Consider the following 22,769-nt stretch of genomic DNA (forward strand, 5'->3'; position numbering starts at 1 on the left):
CTAAACCATTTTTTTTGCCTCAGCTCTTTGACACCCATTGTAGTAAATATAGTAAAACCTTAATTTAAACGTTCGTTTATAATGCTTCGTACAATATCTACAGCAACAGTATTATACCTATTGTTTGGTATAATAATATCTGCAAATTCTTTAGTAGGCTCAATAAACTGTTGATGCATAGGCTTAAGTGTGGTTTGATACCTATTAAGCACTTCATCTAGATCTCTACCGCGCTCTGCAATATCCCTCTTGAGACGACGTATTAATCGCTCATCACTATCTGCGTGTACAAAAACTTTGATATCAAATAGATTTCTAATAGCAGGATCTGTAAGTATAAGGATACCCTCTACCACCATCACATTAGTAGGCGTGGTAAGCACCGTCTCTTCTGTACGGTTATGTGCAACAAATGAATATACTGGTTGTAATATGTTCCTTCCTTCTTTAAGTTCTTTGAGATGTTGACACAGCAATGGAAAATCTATCGCATTAGGGTGATCAAAGTTTACTTTCTTTCTTTCCTCCATAGAGAGGCTAGAAAGATCTTTATAATATGAGTCTTGGGAGATAACCGTTACCTGTCCTTCTGGAAGGTCTGAAACTATCTGATCTACTACGGTAGTTTTTCCACTACCGGTACCTCCACCTATACCTATTATGAGCATAATTGTAATTGTGTTGTTTTAAGTACGCTTTCGCGAAAGCGTTAATCTTTTTATTCCTCTTCTTGTCCGTATTGATCTATATACTCTGGGTATAAAAACTCATTATATGGAAAACGTGTTACATGTATCTCTCTCACGCGCTCGTATACCTTCTTTCTAAAGGAATCAAAGTTGTTTTTATTAAGCGCCGAAATGAATATCGCATCACCATTAGTTCGTGACATCCAGGTCTCCTTCCACTCATCTAGTGAGTAGTGAGCACCGGTGCGCTCTACCATAAGATCATCATCATCATAAGCCTCTGCCTTATATGCATCAATTTTATTAAAGACCATAAGCGTGGGTTTATCCATACTTTTTATCTCATCAAGAATCTTATTTACGGCATTAATATGATCTTCAAACTGTGGGTGTGAAATATCTACCACGTGCAATAATAAGTCTGCCTCGCGCACCTCATCTAGTGTACTCTTAAAAGAGTCTACTAGTTGTGTAGGTAACTTTCTTATAAACCCAACGGTGTCTGAAAGTAAGAATGGTAAATTACCTATTACCACCTTACGCACAGTAGTATCAAGGGTTGCAAAGAGTTTATTTTCGGCAAACACCTTACTCTTGCTTATCACATTCATAAGAGTACTTTTACCCACATTTGTATATCCTACAAGGGCTACTCTCACCAGTGCACCACGGTTACCACGTTGTGTAGACATTTGCTTGTCTATGGTTTTCATCTTCTTTTTGAGCAGGGTGATGCGGTCACGTACGATACGTCTATCTGTCTCAATTTCTGTCTCTCCAGGACCACGCATACCTATACCTCCACGCTGGCGCTCAAGGTGTGTCCATAAACCTACTAGACGTGGTAAGAGATACTCATACTGGGCAAGTTCTACTTGCGTACGTGCATAACTAGTTTGTGCTCGTTGTGCAAAAATATCTAGTATGAGATATGTACGATCTACAATCTTACACTTAAGTAGTGCCTCAATGTTACGCTGCTGTCCCGGTGTAAGCTCGTCGTCAAAAATGACTGTACCTACATCGTGCTGCTCTACATAAGCAGCTACATCTTCCATCTTACCAGTCCCTATAAAAGTTTTAGGGTTAGGACGTTCTAATTTTTGACTAAAACGCTTAAGAACCTCTGCTCCTGCCGTGTAGGCCAGAAACTCGAGCTCATCAAGGTATTCTGTCATTTTTTCGTGCGTTTGTTTTTGGGTTACAAGCCCTACAAGAATGCACTTTTCATATTCTATTTTTTCAACTTCCAGCATAAATACAAAGGTAGCAAATGGATTGCAGTCTTTTTGACTAAATTGTGGGTCTCATAGATACTGTTTAATATGGAGGATACATCCGCTTCCGCGAAAGCGCAAACCAAAAAAATAAAATGTGCCATAGGTTTTTACAATCTTGAAAACCTTTTTGACACAAAAAATGACCCCGCAACACTAGATGACGACTTTACACCAGGTGGTTTTAAGGAGTGGAACTCTTATAAGTTTGACAAAAAAGTTAAAAAACTGGCTAAGGTTATTTCTAAAATAGGAAAAAAAGAGACTACGACATCACCAAGCTTACTAGGCGTGGCAGAGGTAGAAAACAAGGCTGTATTAAAAGCACTAATAAAAACCAGTAAGCTTGATGACGAAGGGTATAGCATTGTGCACTATGACTCTCCAGATGAGCGTGGTATAGATGTAGCACTTCTATACAAGAAGAAAGATTTTACGGTACATAAGAGTGAGGCCGTCACATTATATCTAGAGACAGAGGAGGGAGATCGTGATTATACCAGAGATATTTTATACGTGCAAGGTAACTTGCTAGGTACGGAGGTACATATACTTGTAAATCACTGGCCATCTCGACGTAGAGGAGCAAATGAAACTTCTCACAAACGCATAAAAGCCGCTCAAAAAAATCGAGAACTTATAGACAATCTTGTCGTACAAAATCCAGAAGCAAGGGTGATTATAATGGGTGACTTTAATGATGGACCACACAGTGAGAGCATAAAAAAACACCTGGTTAAAACTGACTTTTACAACCCGATGCTTTATCTCGGGACGAGATATGAGGGTAGTCTTAATTATAATTATGAGTGGTTCATCTTTGATCAAATTATCTTTTCAAACAACTTTGTGCGTATTTATGACAATGACCTTCTTTATGAGAAGTCTGACATTTATAATGATTTTTATCTCACAGAGTACGATGGGAAGTTTAAAGGTAATCCCTTTAGAACATATGCTGGTAAAAACTACCTGGGTGGTTATAGTGACCACTTCCCTGTCTATACAATTTTAACGGCAACTGTTAAAAACTAGAATTTACCAAGTAGGAAAGAAGTCGGTTGTCGGGTTTATAAAGTATTATATCCAATATTTTTGTTAATTGTTTGAAGATTGCTTTATTTGTTACACTTTAGCAGTGTATATAATTTAGCTTTATAGCGTATTCATTACATAATTTGCATCATAATCGTGCAGTTCTATGTGATTTAAGGATATTTCTTTATTCAACTATAAGGCTATAACTCACGACAAACCCAATCAAATGAAGAGACTTTTACTTTCCCTACTTTGGCTTATCCCTTCGGCATTATTTTCACAAATTACTGTAGACGAATCACTAACAACACAACAACTCGTAGAAGATATTCTCATAAACGCCTCTTGTGCAGGAACTGAGAACTTTATACAAAGTACAGGTACAGATTTTGCATCTGTAAATGGCGTGGGTGCTTTTAATGCAAATGGTAGCAACTTCCCCTTTGAAGCGGGAGTAGTACTAAGTTCTGGTAGCGTATCTACGGCACCAGGCCCTAACCTTACTACGCAAAGCAACGGTGGGGCAGCCTGGCCAGGAGATACAGACTTAGAAAACTTTACTGGTGCAACGGCAACAAATAACGCTTCATTTATACAGTTTGATTTTACTCCTTTTACTGAGCAATTGAGCTTTGATTTCTTAATGGCATCAGAAGAATATAATCAAAATTTTGAGTGCACATTTACAGATGCATTTGCATTTATCTTAACTGATAATGATACTGGCACCTCTGTAAATCTAGCAGTGCTTCCAGGTACAAACACTCCAATAGAAGTGACAAACATAAGACCTGAAGTACCTAATAATTGTACTGCAGTAAATGAAGAGTTTTTTGGGCAGTACAACTTCCTTCCTTTTAATGATGAAAACACAGCTGCAACAAACTTTAATGGTCAAACTGTCGAGCTTACCGCATCTACCACAGTAGTACCGGGAAATTCATACACTATTAAACTTGTGGTAGCAGACCAAACAGATAGTCTTTTTGACATTGCAGTATTTATTGAGGCTGGTAGTTTTAACGTTACAAATACAGATCTAGGTGAAGATTTACTCGTTGAAAATGGCCTTGCATCTTGTGAAGGAGACCCTGTTACTCTAGATGCTACAGATCCAGATGCAGAAACTTATACCTGGTTGCTTAACGACGTAGTTATAACTGGAGAAACAGCATCAACACTAATTGTTACTGAGCCTGGTGAATATAGCGTAGTAGTAACTCTTACAGATTTACCAGATTGTGAAGTACGAGACGATATAACAGTCGAGTTTATTTCTGAACCTGCAGTAAATATTGATGATGTAGTTTCTTGTATGGGAGAAACCGAAACTTTAGACACAGGCCTACCCGCAAGTACAACAACATTTGTTTGGAGTCTAGATGGAACTGTTATAACAGGGGAAACAGGACCATCTATAAGCGCAACAGCATCAGGAAATTATACAGTACAAGCTATTTTTGATGCTGGATGTACCTATACAGATGATGCTATTGCTACTTTTAACCTAGCGCCTATTGTAGACCTTGGGGAAGACATCAATAGTTGTCTTGAAGATGCTGTCACTCTAGATGGATCTCCATCTAATGTAGACCCTGACGGATCAACTTATGAATGGTTTTTAAACGGGACTCTTATAACGGGAGAGACCTCTACCACACTAGAAGCGACTGCCCCAGGAGTGTATGAAGTTTTTGTAACCTTTGAAGGGTGTGTTGGGACCGATACATTAACAATTAATCAAGCTAACGAGGATGGCTCTAGTTGTAATATAAATGATTTATGTCCAGATGCCCTACCACTAGTATGTGGAGACACTGTAACAGGAACAACTGTAGGATCTACCTCAACTGGTGAGCCTGGAACTTGTGGAACAGGTCCTGGAGCTCCAGGAAACTACTATACATTTACTGGAACAGGAGAGCTTATACAACTAGCAATGTGTAACTCTACATATGATACAAAACTCCAAGTATTCACAGGTATCTGTGACGCTTTAACTTGTGTAGATGGAAACGATGATTCTTGCGGTCTACAATCTGAAGTAGACTTTCTTTCTGTAGAAGGTGTAGAATATACAATTTATGTTTTTGGATTTGGATCAAGCATAGGAGATTATGAGCTTACTGTCACCTGTATTGAAGCTCCTCTAGGTTGCCTTGATGCCGAAGAACTACTTTGTGGTGATACCGCTACTGGAACTATAGTTGGAGCGCCAGCAACAGATGTTCCATTAGAAGATTGTGGAAATATAGGTGCAGGAGACTCTCCAGGAGTCTGGTTTACATTTACTGGTACGGGTGATAGCACTGAATTTAGTTTACTTGACTCAACATTTGATACTGGCTTACAGATTTATTCTGGCTCTTGTGAAGAGCTCATATGTGTAGAGGGTAATGACGATTTTGGTGGCACAGAGCAATCTAAAGTTGAGTTTGTTACAACTGTAGGTACAGAATATTTAATCTATGTGTATGGAGAAAATGGCGCTACTGGTGGTTTTGAATTATCTATAGAATGTACTCCACCTGCAACTTGTGATGATATTGAACCACTATGTAGTCAAGAGGGCCTCATTTTTGAAAATACTTCTGATGGATCTTCGGCTCAAGATGGCATTGATTATGAGTGTTTATTTTCTCAACCTAACCCTAACTGGTTTTACCTTGAAATAGGTCAAGAAGGTGATATAGACTTAGAAATTGTTCAAAACACAGCTTTTGACGCAGATGGCAACCCTACAGGCACTGAACTAGATGTAGATTTTATAGCTTGGGGACCATTTGACAGTCCAGATAACGCCTGTGAGAACTTAAATCCAAGTACAAGTGTAGATTGTAGCTTCTCTGCAGCCGCTGTTGAGACATTTACAATTCCTGACGCTCAAGTTGGTGAGGTTTACATACTTCTCATTACGAATTTTAATGGATCAAGCGGATTTATAAGTGTAGGTCAAACCGGTGGTGATGGAAATACCAACTGTAGTATTGTATGTCCAGATTTTGATATAGACCTAGGTGATGACCAATCTGTTTGTGACGTAAGTTCTATAGAGCTCACTGCAACGCTTTCTGGAAGCAATACAGCAAACCCTTCTTATGAGTGGAGCACTGGAGAAACAACACCTTCCATTACTGTTACAGAAACTGGTGTTTATGAAGTCATTGTTACTGTAGATGATTGTTCTGAGAGTCAAATTGTAAATATTGAGTTTGGATCAACACCTGTTATAGAATTAGGAAACGATTTTGACACTTGTTTTGAAGATGCTATTTTCTTAGATGCAAGCCCTTCTAATATAGATCCATCACAAGTAACTTATCAATGGTTTCAAGACGGTGTAGAATTACCAGACACTTCCTCATCAATTGAGATTGTAGAGCTTGGCAATTATGAAGTTGTTGTTTCAGATAATGGTTGTGTTGCTACAGATAGCATACTTATTACAGGTAGCATTCTTGATGTACAGCTTATAGACAACTTCCAAACTTGTCCTAATGAATTACAAACTCTGACTGCCACAACAGACGCAGCTGGAGTTAGTTTCCAGTGGTTTGTAAATGGAACTGTAATAGATGGCGCTACAAGTGCTACCTATGACGTTATATTACCATCTACTACTGTAGGTACCCAAACCTTTACTGTAGAAATAACTAGAGGGGTTTGCTCTGGCACTGCACAGGTAGATGTGACTCTATATGAGGTAGGAAATTGTGTTATTTCCGAAGGTCTTTCTCCATCTGGATCACCTGGCTTCAATGATACACTTGATTTACGCTTCCTTTCTGACAGATCTGGAATAACCAGTCTACAAATATATAACCGCCTAGGGACTTTAGTATTTGAACAAGACTCATATACAAATGAGTGGAGAGGACAGACTGATGCAGGTGATGACTTACCTACAGGAACTTACTTTTACGTAATCTCACTTGAAAGAGAAGATCCAACTTATGGAACTCAAGCTACAGGGTGGATTTACTTAAATCAAGAATAATCAAAAATCTAATTGTACCTACGATATAGTTGAATTAACAATGAGACAACAATGAAGAAACTACTATTACTAACGCTAATTTTAAGTCTATTTTATATAGATGAGTCTGTTGCTCAACAAGACCCACAGTATACACAGTATATGTATAATATGAATGTGGTAAATCCAGCCTATGCTGGCCTTAAAGAAGGTCTTGCAATAAACCTATTATATAGAAACCAATGGTCAAGCTTAGACGGATCACCAGAAACTTTCACCCTAGCAGCTCACTCTCCAATATCAGAAAAAGTAGGCCTAGGAATATCACTTATAAGAGATGAGTTAGGCCCCGTAAGAGAAACTAACGCTTATGCAGACTTTTCTTATACCATAGATGTAAGTGACGATTTTAAGCTTGCTTTAGGTGTTAAAGCTGGGGCAACCTTTCACGAGGTAGGCCTTGTAGACCTCGAACTTCAAGACCCTGGAGATGCGTTTTTCTCGCAAAACATTAATCAAACGTATCCCAACGTAGGGACCGGAGCTTTCTTATACAGCGATAAGTTTTATGTAGGACTCTCTGTACCTAATTTACTTAACTCTGTTCATCTAGATACTAATGAACTAAAAATAGGCTCTGAGACTAATCACTACTTTATAACTTCGGGATATGTTTTTCAAGTTTCAGATAATATAAAACTCAAACCATCTGTAATGGTTAAATCTGCATTTGACGCACCAGTTTCCTTTGATGCAAATGTAAATGCCCTCTTTCTAGAAAAATTTGAACTAGGTGTCTCTTACCGTTATGATGATTCATTTAGTGGGATAGTAGGTTTTCAAGCAACACCAGAGTTTAGAATAGGGTATGCTTATGATGCAGTTACTTCTGAGATAAATAACATAGCCCCATCCTCACACGAGATCATTATAACCTACAACATACTACGTAATAAAAAAGCATTACGTTCACCTAGATACTTCTAAATCTAACCATAGCACACTAATATGAAGAAGTTTTACCTATATATATTGCTCCTTATTTTTACAGCTACAGGAGCCGTAGCACAAAACAAAGACACAAAGAAAGCAGATGGTCTGTTTGAGAAACTTGCTTATACCGAGGCTATAACTGAATACACCAAACTTATAGAAAAGGGAAAAGCAGACAAATATGTATATGCACAACTCGCCGAAAGCTATGCAATACTAGGCGATACAAAAAAAGCAGTTTCTTTTTACAAAAGAGCTATTAAAGGAAAAAGCGCAAAGCTCACACCAGATCTTATGTATAAGTATGCTCAAGCTCTTAAGGCAGAGGGTAACGCAGCAGACTATAAAACTTGGATGCAAAAATTTACTCAGGCAAAACCCAATGATTCTAGATCTGCTAGTTTTTTAAAGAATTCTAATTATCTAAGCCAGCTTTTAAGTCAAGAGCCTGCTTATACCGTAACAAATGCCGGAGCTTTAAATACAAGTTATGCAGACTATGGGAGTGCGGTAAGTAACAACACACTTTACTTTGCTAGTGCTAGAAATACAAATCGCAAAAAACATAATCTAAATGACGAACCCTTTTTAGATATATATACAGCGACACTAGACGGATCAAAATTAGGAACAGCCTCTTTACTAACAGGTGACGTAAATACAAAGTATCACGAGGGCAAAGTAGCGATCTCTCCAGATGGAAAACGTATGTATTTTGACCGCAATGACTATTATAAAGGAAGTCTAGATAAGGATGAGACTGGAGTTAACCAGATTAATCTCTATACTGCAGAAAAGGTAGGAGGAAAATGGGTTAATATACAATCTGCCCCATTTAACAGTGATGAGTTCTCAACCGGTCATCCGGCAATTAGTCCAGATGGTAACACACTATATTTTTCGAGTGATAGACCTGGCGGAAAAGGAGGGTCAGATTTATATATGGTTACTGTAAATAAAGATGGAACATTTGGCACACCTACCGCGCTTAAAAACCAAATCAACACAGAGGGTACAGAAGTATTTCCTTTTATAGCTCAAGATGGCACACTATATTTCTCAAGTGATGGTCATATAGGTATGGGTGGCCTTGACGTATTTATGTCAGAAAGTAAGGGTGCAAACACGTATACTATTCCTCAAAATGCAGGTCCAGGGATAAATAGCCCAGCAGACGACTTTTCAATATATATAAACCAAGATACAGATACAGGTTTTATCTCTTCAAACCGTGCCGGTGGTAAAGGAGGAGATGACATTTATATATTAGGACAACTACCTCCTTGTGATGTAGATGTTGCTCTCACAGTAGTAAATCCAGCTGGAGAGGGTATAGATAAAGCTCTTGTCGTTGTAAATAACAATAAAGATAACACAAGTGAATCTGACACTGCTACAACAACGGGTAAATACCTTTACCAGTCTAAATGTAATCGCACATACACAATAACTGCGAGTGCAGATGGCTATAAAGAAGCAATTCAAAACATTACGGTAGGTAAATCTGGTGTTAACCAGACTATAACGCTGGAACCTATTATAGATCAAGTAGTCGTTACAGAAACAGAGGTTGTTTTAAATCCTATTTATTTTGATTTTGACAAGTCTAACATACGTCCATCTGCGGCAGCAGAGCTAGATAGACTTGTGAACGTTATGATGCAATATCCTACAATGGTAATAAGTGCAGAGTCACACACAGATATACGTGGGTCTGAATCTTATAACAAGAACTTATCGCAACGTCGTGCAAACTCAATGCGAGATTATGTAGTAAGCAAAGGTATAAATGCTAGCCGCATCTCAAGTATAGGAAAAGGAGAGTCTGAGCCTGCTATCGCTTGCGGTTCAAACTGTACAGAAGATGAACATCAACTTAACAGACGCTCTGTCTTTAAGATAGTCACTAGATAAACTGGATAATTATTAACTAACCAACCATCCAGGAAGCCGCAATGCGTAAGTGTTGCGGTTTTTTTATACCGTAATATCAAACTAATGTAAAGCGCTAGTTGTAACCTGATATTACAATGCAGACTATGTTCTTTTAAGAAACCGTGCGGTTATATACTGCCTAATTTTCGGCCTCTTGTGGTGACAACTATCGATAAGCACATTTATTTCAGCAGTCTAGTTAAGTTGCCTTGATGCTTTAATAAAAAACCCACTGCTAGTAGTACTAACAGTGGGTTTTTAAAATGTATTATTCCGCTTTCGCGAAAGCGTATATATAACTACGTTACTTAGTTTGCATTGATCTGTATCTCGTCAAGCTCAAAAGTACCGTCAAAATCTGCATCACCAGACCCGCTGTATCTAAAAGCAACATAACCGTTAGACTCAATACAAGAAAGATCTACAATACCAGAGTCTATCCAGTCTCCAAAGAAATCTCCATCATCTACAATCACTCCTGCAGGTAAAACATCCCAAGTGGCTGTTGCGATAGTAGCCTCAGTACCATCCCAATCACTAGAGAAAAGAAGGTCAAGCGTACTACCGTCTGAAAAACTGTTTGAAGTCATAAACTGAAGTGTCTCACCAGTATTAGCTTGAAGATCTAGCATAGGTGTGATTAACCAAGCGATAGTGGCATCATCTCCAGACTGGAAAGACCCTACTCTTGCAGAAATACCTAAAGAGGCGTTTTGACCTCCACTAGAGTATGCCTCCCAAGTTTCTGACCCTTCTTGCTGGTAGTTAGTCCATCCATTTCCAGATATTGGGCTATTTGTAGCTTGTGTCTCAAAGAAATCTTCAAAAAGAATTGTACTTCCTGCCGCATCTGCCACACCACAATCTATCTCTACCGGATCACAACGCTCTACTTGATCAAAAACTACGTCATTTCTGTCGTTTATAGCAAGATTAAAGTCTTCTCCAAAGAAATTACGAGTAAGTACTCCAGAAATACTTCCGCGTCCCGTAGGAAGCGCTATAGACTTGAAATTTGCAAAGGTACTTGTGCTTAAAATAAGTGTTTGCTCTGTCGCACAACTAAAGATAGTGCGCTCTCCATCAAACTCGTCTAGTGGCTCACCTGCATAAGTAAGACTTTGATCAATCACTTCTTCTTTTGCAAACTGAACATCTGTAAGTTTTATAAAAATGTTTTCTAAGTCTTCACTTAGGTTTGAGATGGTGGTCTCTACAGGAAGAATAGTCTCTACCGTTGCAGATCGCTGTAAGTAATCAAATTGTAGTGGAGCTGGTATCTTCTCAAGGTTGTTTGTGACTCCCAGTGTTAACACACCGTTACTTTCACCAAGGTGAAGACCTCCTAATTTTACAAATATCTTACGCCCTATCTCATAATATGTAAATAACGGGCTCTCGTCTATTAAGATACGTACTCCTGCAGTAGGTGCTGTAGCGTTGTCTTGTATAATGATTTCTTCAAACCAGTTACCAGACTCATCACTGCTTATCACAAATCCCTCTACATACTGTGTAGACTCTGTAAGGTCTACCGTTTCTCCTTCTTGAAGAAATAAGTTTCTAAGTGCAGAAACAGAGATTACTTCACCATCAAGAACAGGATCTGTTGCGGTAAGATCTGGTGTGCTAAAATCATCATCTTGCACACAACTAGTAATAGTAAGCAACGCAAATATGGCTGCAAAGACGTGGGTTAATTTTATTGTTTTCATATTAAATATCTTTCTTAATTGTTTTATTAAAAGCGCACGTATGCATTTACATAGTATGTTGTTCCTCTACCGAAGAATAGACGATCACCAAAAACTGGGGTGTCTCTTTGTGCCTCTTCTAGGCTTGATCTATAATTTGCTCGTCTACTATCTTCAAAACCTCCTGTAATGTAGGTCTCATCTAGTACATTATTTACAGTTGCAAAAAAGCCTACAAAGTAGTCTCCTACCCTCCAAGATTTACCTCCTATAATATTGACCAAAAAGTAATCATCTATTTCTGTCTGTCTTAGTAAGTCTCTCGCTACATCTGTATCATAATCATTAAATGGCTGTCCATCTATGTCTTGATTAAAGTTTGCTGTTCTAGCTAGGTTACTAAAGTCTAAGTATGAATTTGAAAAGTAGTTTACTGTAAGTCCAAAGTTCCAGAATTCTGGGTCTCTATACTCAAAACCTAGTTGGTAGGCTCTTTCTGGTCCTCCTGCAACGTGCAAATCTTTAATAGCAGTTGTCCCATCACCAAAGGTTTGAGGCCCCTCAAAATCATCTGATGTATAATATATATTAGGATTATTTGCATACGTGTATTGCCCTACAGATGCTGCAGCCTTAAGTTTAAGAGTAGGTAATACCTGCGCTTCTATACCTAGCTCTGCTCCTATATTTCTACGTTCTATATTTGTAAGAACCTCTTGAACAAAAGAGGCTTCTGTACCGGCAATACTATTTTGTGTAAAGAAGAAACCTATGTCTGTTCCTTTTTGAAAACCAGTATAAAACCCTGTAAGACGTCCCTTTACTATAGGTGATCTAAAAATATAACTTGCATCCACACTCTGTATTTGCTCTGACTCTAAGCCTATAACTACATCATTGTTTTGACGCGCATTACTAAAGCTATTTCGTATACCTGGAGCTACAGAATAATATCCTGCATTTACATCTATAAGGTGACGCCCAGATAATTTATAGGTTGCACCAGCTTTAATTCCTCCGTTTGTAAATGAGAGTTTCTCACTAGGTCCAAAAGAGCGACTACCTGTAAAGTTTCCGTTCTCATAGAGACCCGTGCGCTGGTATGAAGTATTACTTGCTGTACCAGACACATAAAAATCTATTTTCTTATAAGTAAACTGTGCCTGTGCAAAGCCAGAAACTACAGTCGCATCCATATCATAATTATACTTATAGCGATCACCCTCTACTACTACTCTATTTGGGTTACGTACATCACTCTGTGCAAGATCTCCATCTTGCCCGTCTTGACTCTCACTTACAGAAAAGTTATCTATATCTAGAAAACCATCTCCCCCTAGTAGGTCACTTACTTGTGCATAATTTTCGCTCTTTAACCCTCTATAGCTCACATTACCATCTATAGTGATAGCGTCTGTAACTTGAGAGTTAATTATCACATTTGCGCTAAGCTGGCTATCATCTATCACATCGTCTTGAAGTATGATATTAGAATTGCCTCCATTAGCATTTGCTTGATATAAAGAATTCCAATCAAATTGACCATCATTTATAAAGTCCTGCTCTAGTAGGTATGCATTCTGAAAATCATAAGCCGTAGGATTAGGATCTTGCAAAGCATAACTAGGCAAAAGTTGATAATAGTTTGGCGCTGGATTTCTCAAACTACCATTATCTACTCTACCACTTTTTATAGAACCAAACTGGTAGCCCAGGTTTGAGTTGATTGTTGTTTTATCGCTTAATGTCCAGTAGTGATTAAGCATCAAAACAGGCTCTTCTATCTCTCGCTCTCTTGTATTACGTTTCTCTCCATCTTGATAGCCCCAAAAAGGATTATACGTTCTTCCTTTTAGGTCAAACTGCTCTTCTGTAATAGCTGTCGCTCTACCACGCCTGTTAGGCGTATAAAATCCTGTAAAGTTTAAGCTATGTGCATCATTTATTTTTTTCTCAACAGAGAGATACATAGAGTTTGCATCATATAATGTTCCATCTTGAAAACCCTCTTCTCCAAAACGTCTTGCTAGTAACACACTATATGCCCATCCGTTTGAATTAAGACCAGAATTATAGCTTGCCATCACTCTACCTTGATATGAGGCATTTGCCGCAGCATATGATATTCTACCTCCTTCTCGTTCTTGTGAAGCTCGCATTACGATATTTGTAACCCCTGCGAGACCTCCAAAATTATATTCACTAGGAGTAAGTCCTTGAGAAAATTCGCGATTACGCTGTGCGTCATTTAGTCCTCCCCAGTTACCCCATTGTGGTCTACCGTTAAACTGTTTATTCATCTCAATCCCGTTAATGAGCACTTTGCCATTTGCATTATCGAGACCTCTAGGTCTAAAAAAAGTTGCACTCCAGTCAAAAGCGGCTGCGCTTAAAAAAGCATCGCGACCAGCAGATAGAAGTCCTGACACATTAAAGTTACCTAGATCATCATCACCACTGTTAAGATCATTATCAGAAAGTGAGATTAACCCTATTTGCTGCTGCTCTGCAGAGATGTCTACATCTAGTGTAATCACATCAAGATTGAGCGTTTGCCCAATCGTAAGAATAATAGGAAGCCTCTTAGTGATAAAACCATTTTTTAAAACTAAAAGAATCTGATCTCCTTCCTGGGTCAAGTTGTTAAGTACAAATACTCCCATAGCATTTGTCATTGTTTCTGCAGCGCTCTTTTCGAGACGTAAAGTAACGTCTGGAAGCGGCTCAGAGGTGATAGCATCTATCACCGTACCTTTTATTTGTGTTTGCGACCACGCTGTGACCGCTATAAACACACATAAAAGCGATAAAGTAAATTGCTTCATAAAAAATTGATGTTTTGGTTGTTTTATTAAGAAACCGTTACGATTCTCGGCCAAAAGTAGGCAAAATAGAACGTTTCAGTACCTTTGGCACGCTCTCTGCAAAAGAGTTTACAAAAAGATAACACACGACTAATTTATGAAACTAAAAGTACTCGCCTTATCTGGTTTACTGACTGTTACCGCTTTCGCGAAAGCGCAACAAGACAAAACCTATCGTGCACATACCATTGCCTTTTACAATGTAGAAAACCTCTTTGATACAGAAAACGACCCCATCACCTATGATGATGATCGCACACCAGATGGTAAGGATCACTGGACCGAAGAAATCTATCAAGATAAAGTAAGCAAGATGGCGCGCGTCATTTCAGAAATAGGAGCAGATGTGACAAATAACGCTCCTGCAATCATAGGCCTTGCAGAAATTGAAAATAGAAAAACAGTAGAAGCACTAGCAAATGATCCAAAACTACTTGCTAAAGATTACGGCATTGCTCATTTTGACTCGCCAGATAGACGAGGGATTGATGTAGCACTTATGTATCAAAAAGCGCTTTTTAAACCGACTAACATTAGCAAGCACGAGCTCCTTATTTATGATAACGTAGACACAAGTAGAAGAGTGTACACGCGTGACCAGCTCTTGGTTTCTGGATTGCTCGATGGTGATATGATACACGTGATTGTAAATCACTGGCCATCTCGCTCTGGTGGAGAAGCACGAAGTCGTAAAAAACGTATCGCCGCTGCTGAACTTAATATGAAGATAATTGACAGTTTGCAGAGCAATGATCCCTATGCAAAGATCATTACAATGGGAGATCTCAACGACGACCCTACAAGCCCTAGTGTTAAGAAAACAATGAAAGCGTCTGGAAAGAAAGAAAAAGTCAAAGATGATATGCTTTACAACCCTATGGAGCCTATGTTTAAAAAAGGGATTGGTACACTCGCCTATCGTGATGGCTGGAATCTTTTTGACCAGATTATTATAAGCGCACCTTTGCTTGATAAAGATTTTAGCTCATACCGCTACTATAAAGCCGGTATTTACAACAAGAACTACTTAAGCAATCCTAAAGGGCGTTATAAAGGATACCCCTACAGAAGCTTTGCAAATGGAGGCTACACAGGAGGGTACAGTGACCATTTCCCTGTGTATGTATACCTTATTAAAGAAGATCAATAAAAGAAATTATAGCTATTAATAAAAATGTCCGCAATCTAAAATAAATAGATTGCAGACATTTTTTTGTTTTAATCACGCTTTCGCGAAAGCGTAACACTATCCATAAAAGGTATAGTCTAAAGGGCTATATTAAAACCACTGCGACCAAGGTATAATTGCAAGTACTGCAATTAAAGCAAGGGTATAAAATATTGCTATCTTCTTGAACTTAGGCGTAGAAAGGCGCTGTTTTTTATGTTTTGAATACCCCACAGTAACTAGTACAACAGCAATAATCATAAGGAAAGGATGCTCTACCGCTAGCTGTCTAGCCTGGCTAGATAAACCTCCCATTCCGTTTGCTTTTATGGCTTGTAAACCATTAGGAGATACAAACCATAACACAAGCCCTATAAGTAACTGTATGTGCATAGTTATAAGTGTAAACAGTGCTAGACTCATATCCTTACCTCCATACTCCTTTTTACCAAAGAATTTAGAAAGGGCATTTACTGTTGCAATAACAAGGACTATAAGGACTAAATACGCCCAATAAGAGTGGACAAACTGAACAACTGAGTACATATGATGTATATTTATTATGGTTGAGTGTCAAAGATAATTCATAAATATAAAAGCCGCTACTGTTTCCAGTAGCGGCTTTTTAAATTGCCTAAGCCAATTAATCTATGAAATAATCTCCACAATTAGCCTCTAAATTAAGCCAGCGTTCGTACTGAGGCCCATCGGGTTGACCATAATCAAAAGCTTTATCTATTGTAACAACATCATCTAGAGTATAGCTACTACTCCCTCCTGGTAAAATTTTTGTAAAATATTCAGTATCGAATTCCGTCGAATTAGGGCCACCGTCTAAATTGGTGGTCTTGGTTGTAATGGAATAATTAATAACTCTAGAGCTAGGAATCGTATATGGATTACCATTGATTTTAAAGTGAACACTATAACGATGCTCTACGTATTGTGTATCTTGAGAAGACTCAACGTCGATAATGACTCTAGATTTATTTAATTGTGGAGTGGAGTCATCGTAATACATCTCTTCTAATATCTCAATATCACCACTAGAAAATCCACTTCTCTGAACCGTAAATGTAGATCCGTCTAATTTTGTTAATACAGGACCATTGCCGTTTGATTCTGTAAAAGAACTATATAACATAATTGAATTAAAATCTAAATCTCCCACAACCGTTGTCCCAAAGGACGAGAGTAAGTCAAATTGACCTTCTTGGCCTTCTTTAACATTTTCAGGATGATAGATTAAATAATCATCACGATCATATCTCATATGCTCGTGATACAAGCCTAGAGCGTGACCAATTTCGTGAATTATCGCACCTTTAGTAGCCTTTTCCGCAACTAATAAAGCTTGTTGACCACCAATTCTACCAACATATGATGAACTGGTATTTCCTGGTACTGGCCTAAAGTATATATAGTCTTCATTTTCACAATTGTCTGTACCACTACCAGTACTAGAAATTGGAAATCTCGACATAGAATTACCACAATTTACCCGTTCAAAATTGATACAGTCAAACTGACTCTCTATATCGCTCATTGCTTGAAGAATTAAACTTTGGTTTCTTACAGCACTTGAAATAGAATACTTAATCGTAAAGTTTGGCCATTTATAGTTAGACGAAGATATTCCTACAGTTTTATTGTTCAGATTTCCAAATTCTAGAAATTGTTTTTCACTAAACATCATATCTCCTAAATGATAAACATTGTCTGATGTTCTCATAAAATTCACTTCTTGACCATTACGGGTTTCCAAAGTTACGATTTCTCCATCTTGACCTAAATCCTCAGATATTAACTCACTATTTTTAGAATTTAATGGTTCTACCAAGCTTTCATCATCCGAACAGGATACTAATAAAGCAGTCGCTGAAATTAATAATAATAATACTTTTTTTTTCATTGTAAATGTTTTGATTGATTAATATGCTCAAATATAGTAATTTACAAGTAAAAAAAAAGCCGCTACTGTTTCCAGTAGCGACTTTTTAAATTGCCTAAGCAAACAATTTATAATAGCTCTTAGTTAAAGATATAACGAAGACCTACTTGCATTTGCCATCTTGATGATTGTAATCCAGAATCATCAATTTGCTCAATATTAGTACCTGTAATATTTCCAGCCTCATCGATATCAAAAAGTCCTGTTTCTACAGTAAATACCGGCTGATCATCAGAAGTTGAAACTGTTTGTAATGGTGACACGTTAGATCCTACAAATTTACGTACTCCCCAATCTTTGTTGATAAGGTTTGTAAAATTGAAGATATCTAAAGAGATCTGGAATGTATTTTTCTTGTCTCCAGTTTTTACATATATATCTTGTAAAAACTTAAGGTCAACGATGTGGTTCCAAGGCCCTCTTGAACCGTTACGCTCAGCATACTGACCTCTACGCGTACTTAAGTAGTCATCATTTTCGATAAAAGCTTCTAAGATCTCACGCTGAGTTTGAGCAGGAACAATAACCGCACCAGTGTCTGAATCTACTATATCTGCAATACTAATCTGGTTTGCATCTAATGCATTTGTAGGGACATAGATAAGCGCATTATCACGTGAATCATCATTTAATAAATCGCGTCCCTCTCTATACGTAAAGCTATATGGTGAAGATTGTGACCCTTCATAGAAAAGACCTATTGTAGTTTTACCTCCAAAGTCTCCACCGTACTCAATCTCGTAAGATGCGTTTGCAGAGATACGACTACCTAAAGAGAAATCAGAACGAGATAATGGAATATCTGAGTTCTTACCATTTACAGTTTGAATCCCTCTCCACTGTGAGCTGTTTTGAGAAGATGTACCATCAAAGATTTTTTCAGACTCTCCATAAGAGTAAGATACTTGTCCTTGGAAACCGTTCTGGATAGGCTTTCTAAGTGTAAACGTTGCGTTATAAGAAGACCCTTCGTTTGTGTTAGAAGCAAGGATGATTCTACCATAAGTATCATCTATCTCAGCTCTACGATCATAAAAAGGACGGTTATCTGCCCCTTGGTAGTTCCCTACTGGCCCACCTAAGTTAAGGTTCTCATAGTAAACATCTGTAAGTACATCATTATATAAGAAATCTGCAGATGCGATTAATCCCCATATAGGTAATTTTTGATCGATAGCGATGTTGTATTTACCTACTTGTGGAAGTTTGAAGTTCTTAGCAAAAAGGTCGATGTTTCCACCTACTCCTCCAGAACCTGCAGCAACAACTTGTGTTTGCTGGTTTACATCTGCTTGGAAAGGCTCTCCGAAGATAAAGCTAAATCCACCAGTTACACCATTGTTGTTATAAGTACCACCTGGCCATACTAAAGGAAGTCTTGAAGTAAATACTCCTAATCCTCCACGTACTTGTGTTGTATTATTTCCAAAAACATCCCAGTTAAATCCTAAACGTGGTGCAAAGTGACCAGTAGCACGTACATTAGGTCCTACCTTAGCTCCCTGTAAGTCTTTACCAGCAGCCTCTAATAATGGAATAGTTCTAGAGTTAAAATCGCTATTTACAGTTCCTTCTTCCCAGTAAGGAATATCAACACGTACACCTCCTGTTAACTTGAAGTTTTCTGTTACTTGAACCTCATCTTGAATATAGAAACCTAATTGTGTTGTTCCAAAATCTGCCGATCCAGCAGACTCATCTCCTACAGCACCATTACCTACTAAAGAATATCCGTGTTGAAAAACGTCTGCATCTTGACCAGTTAAGAACTGGTTAAGTCCAGAAGAAACAAGAACCGGGTTTCCATTAACATCGTCTTCAAATTGATCTTCAAAAGTATAATCTCCGTAGTTAAAAGCAAAGAATAAATTCTTAGCAGAAGCAATCTCAAGGTTTGCACCAAGCGTTACAGCGTGACGACCAGAAAAGATCTGGAAGTTGTTGTTTATTGTAAAGATATCCTGCTCAAGTAAGTTTGCAGTAGAGAAAGGCTCAGACCCAAAAGAGATTGTACCTCCTCCATCTTGAATATCTACAGTAGGGAATGGGTTGCCAGAAGGATCTCTATCATCCTTTACAGAAGTATATCCTATCTTAAGGTTATTTGCATATTTAGAACCAAACGTAGAGTTTAATTCAAATGCAGTAGAGTATGTCTTAGTTTCAAAAAACTCAGAACCGTTTATAAACCCTATATTTCTAAAACCAGAGTTACGAGCTTCTAAGTTAGTCGCCTCAACGATACCTTGACGTATAGATACTTTGTGGTTTTCGTTAATGTTCCAATCTAAACGTAAGTTTATCTTGTCACTTTCTAGAGTTCTAGTGTTGTTATCAAAAATACCAGGATTATACCCGTATTCAGACTGTAAGAAGCTAGCAAGGTTTGCGATATCTGCCTCAGAAGATCTTCCTTGGTAGTTTGAGAAGTTAAATGGCTGAGGAGTCTCATCATCCTGACGCTCATAGTTTGCAAAGAAAAATAATTTATCTTCGATAATTGGACCTCCTATACGGATTCCGTAAGTCTTAGCAGAAAATTCTGCAAGCTTCTCACGATCGTCACCTTCGTTTGTTAAATCTACAGGTGTTTTACCTGCAAGGCTCTCGTTTCTTAAGAAACCGTATACACTTCCTTCCCAGTTGTTAGATCCAGAACGTGTAACTGCGTTTACAGAACCTCCAGAGAATCCAGACTGACGTACATCAAAAGGAGCAAGGTTAATTTGGAAAGACTCAATAGCATCTACAGAGAACGGGTTTACACCTGTCTGACCTCCGTTAGTACCTGAACCTGCAAGACCAAAAACGTCATTGTTTACAGCACCATCAATGTAGATTGCGTTATAACGGTTGTTTTGACCACCTAGAGAGATAGAAAAACCATCGTTCCCCTCAGTAATCTGAGCTTGTGGAGTTACACGTGCAAAATCTGCAATACCTCTAGATACAGAAGGAATTGTAGCAATGTCACGCTCTGTAATAGTAGTTTCTGTACCAGTTTTGTTTGTGTTAAACACACTGTTATTAGATCCAGTAATTACAATCTCGTCAAGTGCATTTGCATTTTCTTGCATTGTTACACTTACTCTCTTAGTCTCTCCGAGACCTAAGTTAAAACCGTTAAGTGCATAATCTTCAAAACCTACATATGTAATTGTAAGGTTGTAAGGACCACCTGATTTAAGGTTTGGTAAACGGTAAAAACCGTCAAAATCTGTTACTGCTCCATAAACAGAACCTGTAGGTACGTGTGTAGCTACAATGTTTGCCCCAGGTAATGGTCCTTCTGTGTTGTCTAGCACACGTCCAGCAATGGAACTTGTTGTTACCCCTTGCGCAAGTGACGAAGCTGTCACAAGAAACAAAGCGATCAATGATAAAAATGTAATTTTCTTCATGATATTTATTAAATAATTAGCAGTGCAAAATTACTTCAAATTCACAAGTATCAATATTAACTTAAGGTTAACTTATTTTCTTAAAGATTTGAAAAATTTGATAGAACTTAAAACGCCCTGAGATCAAGGTCTCAGGGCGTTTTAGCGCTTCATATATTTTATAAGAAAATTACTACAATTTATAACGCTCTAGTAATATTCTAGTTGAGCTATCGTGAGACGTCATCTTATCGTTATCTATATCAGATAAAACTTGTTTGGCAAGTTGTTTTCCTAACTCTACACCCCATTGATCAAAAGAGTAGATGTTCCATATAACCCCTTGCACAAAAATCTTATGTTCATACATTGCTACTAACGCTCCTAGACTCTCTGGTGTTAATGCCTCACCGAGTATAGTTGTAGTAGGTTTATTTCCTTCAAAAACTTTAAAAGGAGCTAGCTCTTCTATTGCCTCCGGACTTAAACCTCCAGCTTGCAACTCAGTAATTACTTGATCTTTTGTTTTACCATTCATTAAAGCTTCTGTTTGTGCAAAAAAGTTTGCCATAAGCTTGTCGTGATGACTCTTCTCTCCGTGCAACGAATTTTTAAAACCTATAAAATCTGCCGGTATTAATTTTGTCCCTTGATGAATAAGTTGAAAGAACGCGTGCTGGCTATTTGTACCCGGCTCTCCCCATATAATGTTACCTGTTTCATAAGAAACACGCTCTCCATTGCGATCTACACTTTTACCATTACTCTCCATAATAGCTTGCTGCAAATATGCCGGCAGTCTATGTAAGTATTGAGAATAAGGTATTACAGCCTCTGTCTCTACTTTAAAGAAGTTATTATACCACACACTAAGCAGTGCTGTTATTACAGGTAAATTCTTATCAAAAGATGTGTTTTTAAAATGCTCGTCCATTTTAAACGCGCCGTGTAGTAAGCCTTTAAAATTATCATACCCTACAGCAAGTGCAATAGAAAGACCTACAGAGCTCCATAGCGAAAATCTACCTCCTACCCAGTTCCACATAGGGAATACATTATCTGGGGAGATTCCAAAGTTTGCAATAGCTTCTGCATTTGTAGAGACTGCAACAAAATGATTTTTTACAGCATCTTCTCCTACTTTATCTACAAACCACTTGCGCACGGTAGTAGCATTGCTAAGTGTCTCTTGTGTAGTAAATGTTTTTGAAACTATGACAAATAATGTGGTCTCTGGATCAAGATCCTTAATGGTTTCCATCACGTGGTCACCATCTACATTTGATATAAAGTGTGTGTTGAGACGTGTCTTATAATATTGTAAAGCCTCTACTACCATTACTGGACCTAGATCAGAACCTCCTATACCTATATTTACAACATCTGTAATTTCCTTTCCTGTAGCTCCTTTATGCGCCCCAGAAATCACCTTTTCGGTAAAGGTCTGTATTGATTTTTTTACGGCATCTACTTCCGCTTTCGCGAAAGCGTTATCACTCTCATCACGCAGTGCGGTGTGCATTACAGCGCGCCCCTCTGTAGCGTTAATTTTTTTACCGCCAAAAAAACTATCCATAGCCTCTTGTAGGCCTACCTCTTGAGCCAGCTTGAGTAGAAGCGTCATTGTCTCTTCTGTGATTCTGTTTTTACTATAATCTACATAAAATGTATCCCAAAGAATTGAAAAATCTTCTGCACGCTTGTCATTCTTAAAAAGATCTGTAAGATGTGTATGTTTTATCTCATCATAATGCGCTTGCAATTCTTTCCAAGCTGCGGTAGTAGTTGGGTTTATATTTTTCAT

Annotated in this window: 13 protein-coding genes; 5 read left to right on the forward strand and 8 right to left on the reverse strand. The window is 38.1% G+C overall.

The window, feature by feature from the left end; all coding sequences use genetic code 11:
* Positions 1-59: 59 nt before the first annotated feature.
* Entirely contained in the window at positions 60-668 is a 609-nt protein-coding gene (udk, locus tag I597_RS01680) for a uridine kinase (protein ID WP_035325822.1), read from the reverse strand.
* A 50-nt stretch (positions 669-718) separates the two neighbouring features.
* Positions 719-1,945 (reverse strand): GTPase HflX, encoded by a 1,227-nt coding sequence (hflX, locus tag I597_RS01685; RefSeq protein WP_035325824.1) that lies wholly within the window; start codon positions 1,943-1,945, stop codon positions 719-721.
* Between the two features lie 69 nt (positions 1,946-2,014).
* On the opposite strand from hflX, the gene I597_RS01690 reads away from it, so the two are divergent.
* From I597_RS01690 to I597_RS01705, 4 genes are all read left to right on the forward strand, one after another.
* Positions 2,015-3,001 carry an endonuclease/exonuclease/phosphatase family protein gene (locus tag I597_RS01690; RefSeq protein ID WP_052111811.1) on the forward strand — a complete coding sequence of 329 codons (987 nt, stop codon included), beginning with the start codon at positions 2,015-2,017 and terminating at the stop codon, positions 2,999-3,001.
* Between the two features lie 229 nt (positions 3,002-3,230).
* Positions 3,231-7,001, forward strand: coding sequence for a choice-of-anchor L domain-containing protein (locus I597_RS01695; RefSeq protein WP_052111813.1), 3,771 nt, complete (start codon positions 3,231-3,233; stop codon positions 6,999-7,001).
* A gap of 51 nt (positions 7,002-7,052) precedes the next feature.
* A complete protein-coding gene (locus I597_RS01700; RefSeq protein ID WP_035325825.1) occupies positions 7,053-7,967 on the forward strand; it encodes a PorP/SprF family type IX secretion system membrane protein in 915 nt (304 codons plus the stop codon).
* Positions 7,968-7,988: 21 nt separating this feature from the next.
* The gene (locus I597_RS01705) at positions 7,989-9,887 is read left to right on the forward strand and encodes an OmpA family protein (RefSeq protein ID WP_035325827.1); all 1,899 of its coding nucleotides are present in this window, start codon (positions 7,989-7,991) and stop codon (positions 9,885-9,887) included.
* Between the two features lie 329 nt (positions 9,888-10,216).
* On the opposite strand, the gene I597_RS01710 is transcribed toward I597_RS01705, so the two are convergent.
* Positions 10,217-11,623 carry a DUF5689 domain-containing protein gene (locus I597_RS01710; RefSeq protein ID WP_035325828.1) on the reverse strand — a complete coding sequence of 469 codons (1,407 nt, stop codon included), beginning with the start codon at positions 11,621-11,623 and terminating at the stop codon, positions 10,217-10,219.
* A gap of 26 nt (positions 11,624-11,649) precedes the next feature.
* Positions 11,650-14,427, reverse strand: a complete 2,778-nt coding sequence (locus I597_RS01715; RefSeq protein ID WP_035325830.1) for a carboxypeptidase regulatory-like domain-containing protein — start codon at positions 14,425-14,427, stop codon at positions 11,650-11,652.
* 136 nt (positions 14,428-14,563) lie between these two features.
* Here I597_RS01715 and I597_RS01720 point away from each other — a divergent pair, with 136 nt between their 5' ends.
* Positions 14,564-15,616 (forward strand): endonuclease/exonuclease/phosphatase family protein, encoded by a 1,053-nt coding sequence (locus I597_RS01720; protein WP_035325831.1) that lies wholly within the window; start codon positions 14,564-14,566, stop codon positions 15,614-15,616.
* A 129-nt stretch (positions 15,617-15,745) separates the two neighbouring features.
* Here the strand turns inward: I597_RS01720 and I597_RS01725 are convergent, their stop codons facing one another.
* The 4 genes from I597_RS01725 to pgi all read right to left on the reverse strand — a co-directional run bounded on the left by I597_RS01725 (position 15,746) and on the right by pgi (position 22,769).
* Positions 15,746-16,180 carry a hypothetical protein gene (locus I597_RS01725; protein WP_035325832.1) on the reverse strand — a complete coding sequence of 145 codons (435 nt, stop codon included), beginning with the start codon at positions 16,178-16,180 and terminating at the stop codon, positions 15,746-15,748.
* 97 nt (positions 16,181-16,277) lie between these two features.
* Positions 16,278-17,546, reverse strand: coding sequence for a M12 family metallopeptidase (locus tag I597_RS01730; protein ID WP_052111815.1), 1,269 nt, complete (start codon positions 17,544-17,546; stop codon positions 16,278-16,280).
* 119 nt (positions 17,547-17,665) lie between these two features.
* Entirely contained in the window at positions 17,666-20,986 is a 3,321-nt protein-coding gene (locus I597_RS01735; protein WP_035325834.1) for a TonB-dependent receptor, read from the reverse strand.
* A gap of 172 nt (positions 20,987-21,158) precedes the next feature.
* A complete protein-coding gene (pgi, locus tag I597_RS01740) occupies positions 21,159-22,769 on the reverse strand; it encodes a glucose-6-phosphate isomerase (RefSeq protein ID WP_035325836.1) in 1,611 nt (536 codons plus the stop codon).

The organism is Dokdonia donghaensis DSW-1 (assembly GCF_001653755.1).
Classification (GTDB): domain Bacteria; phylum Bacteroidota; class Bacteroidia; order Flavobacteriales; family Flavobacteriaceae; genus Dokdonia; species Dokdonia donghaensis.

Bases quoted from the DNA above. Each gene is read 5' to 3' on its own strand.
- udk (WP_035325822.1), bottom strand. From the start codon at position 668: ATGCTCATAATAGGTATAGGTGGAGGTACCGGTAGTGGAAAAACTACC.
- hflX (WP_035325824.1), bottom strand. From the start codon at position 1,945: ATGCTGGAAGTTGAAAAAATAGAATATGAAAAGTGCATTCTTGTAGGG.
- I597_RS01690 (WP_052111811.1), top strand. From the start codon at position 2,015: ATGGAGGATACATCCGCTTCCGCGAAAGCGCAAACCAAAAAAATAAAA.
- I597_RS01695 (WP_052111813.1), top strand. From the start codon at position 3,231: ATGAAGAGACTTTTACTTTCCCTACTTTGGCTTATCCCTTCGGCATTA.
- I597_RS01700 (WP_035325825.1), top strand. From the start codon at position 7,053: ATGAAGAAACTACTATTACTAACGCTAATTTTAAGTCTATTTTATATA.
- I597_RS01705 (WP_035325827.1), top strand. From the start codon at position 7,989: ATGAAGAAGTTTTACCTATATATATTGCTCCTTATTTTTACAGCTACA.
- I597_RS01710 (WP_035325828.1), bottom strand. From the start codon at position 11,623: ATGAAAACAATAAAATTAACCCACGTCTTTGCAGCCATATTTGCGTTG.
- I597_RS01715 (WP_035325830.1), bottom strand. From the start codon at position 14,427: ATGAAGCAATTTACTTTATCGCTTTTATGTGTGTTTATAGCGGTCACA.
- I597_RS01720 (WP_035325831.1), top strand. From the start codon at position 14,564: ATGAAACTAAAAGTACTCGCCTTATCTGGTTTACTGACTGTTACCGCT.
- I597_RS01725 (WP_035325832.1), bottom strand. From the start codon at position 16,180: ATGTACTCAGTTGTTCAGTTTGTCCACTCTTATTGGGCGTATTTAGTC.
- I597_RS01730 (WP_052111815.1), bottom strand. From the start codon at position 17,546: ATGAAAAAAAAAGTATTATTATTATTAATTTCAGCGACTGCTTTATTA.
- I597_RS01735 (WP_035325834.1), bottom strand. From the start codon at position 20,986: ATGAAGAAAATTACATTTTTATCATTGATCGCTTTGTTTCTTGTGACA.
- pgi (WP_035325836.1), bottom strand. From the start codon at position 22,769: ATGAAAAATATAAACCCAACTACTACCGCAGCTTGGAAAGAATTGCAA.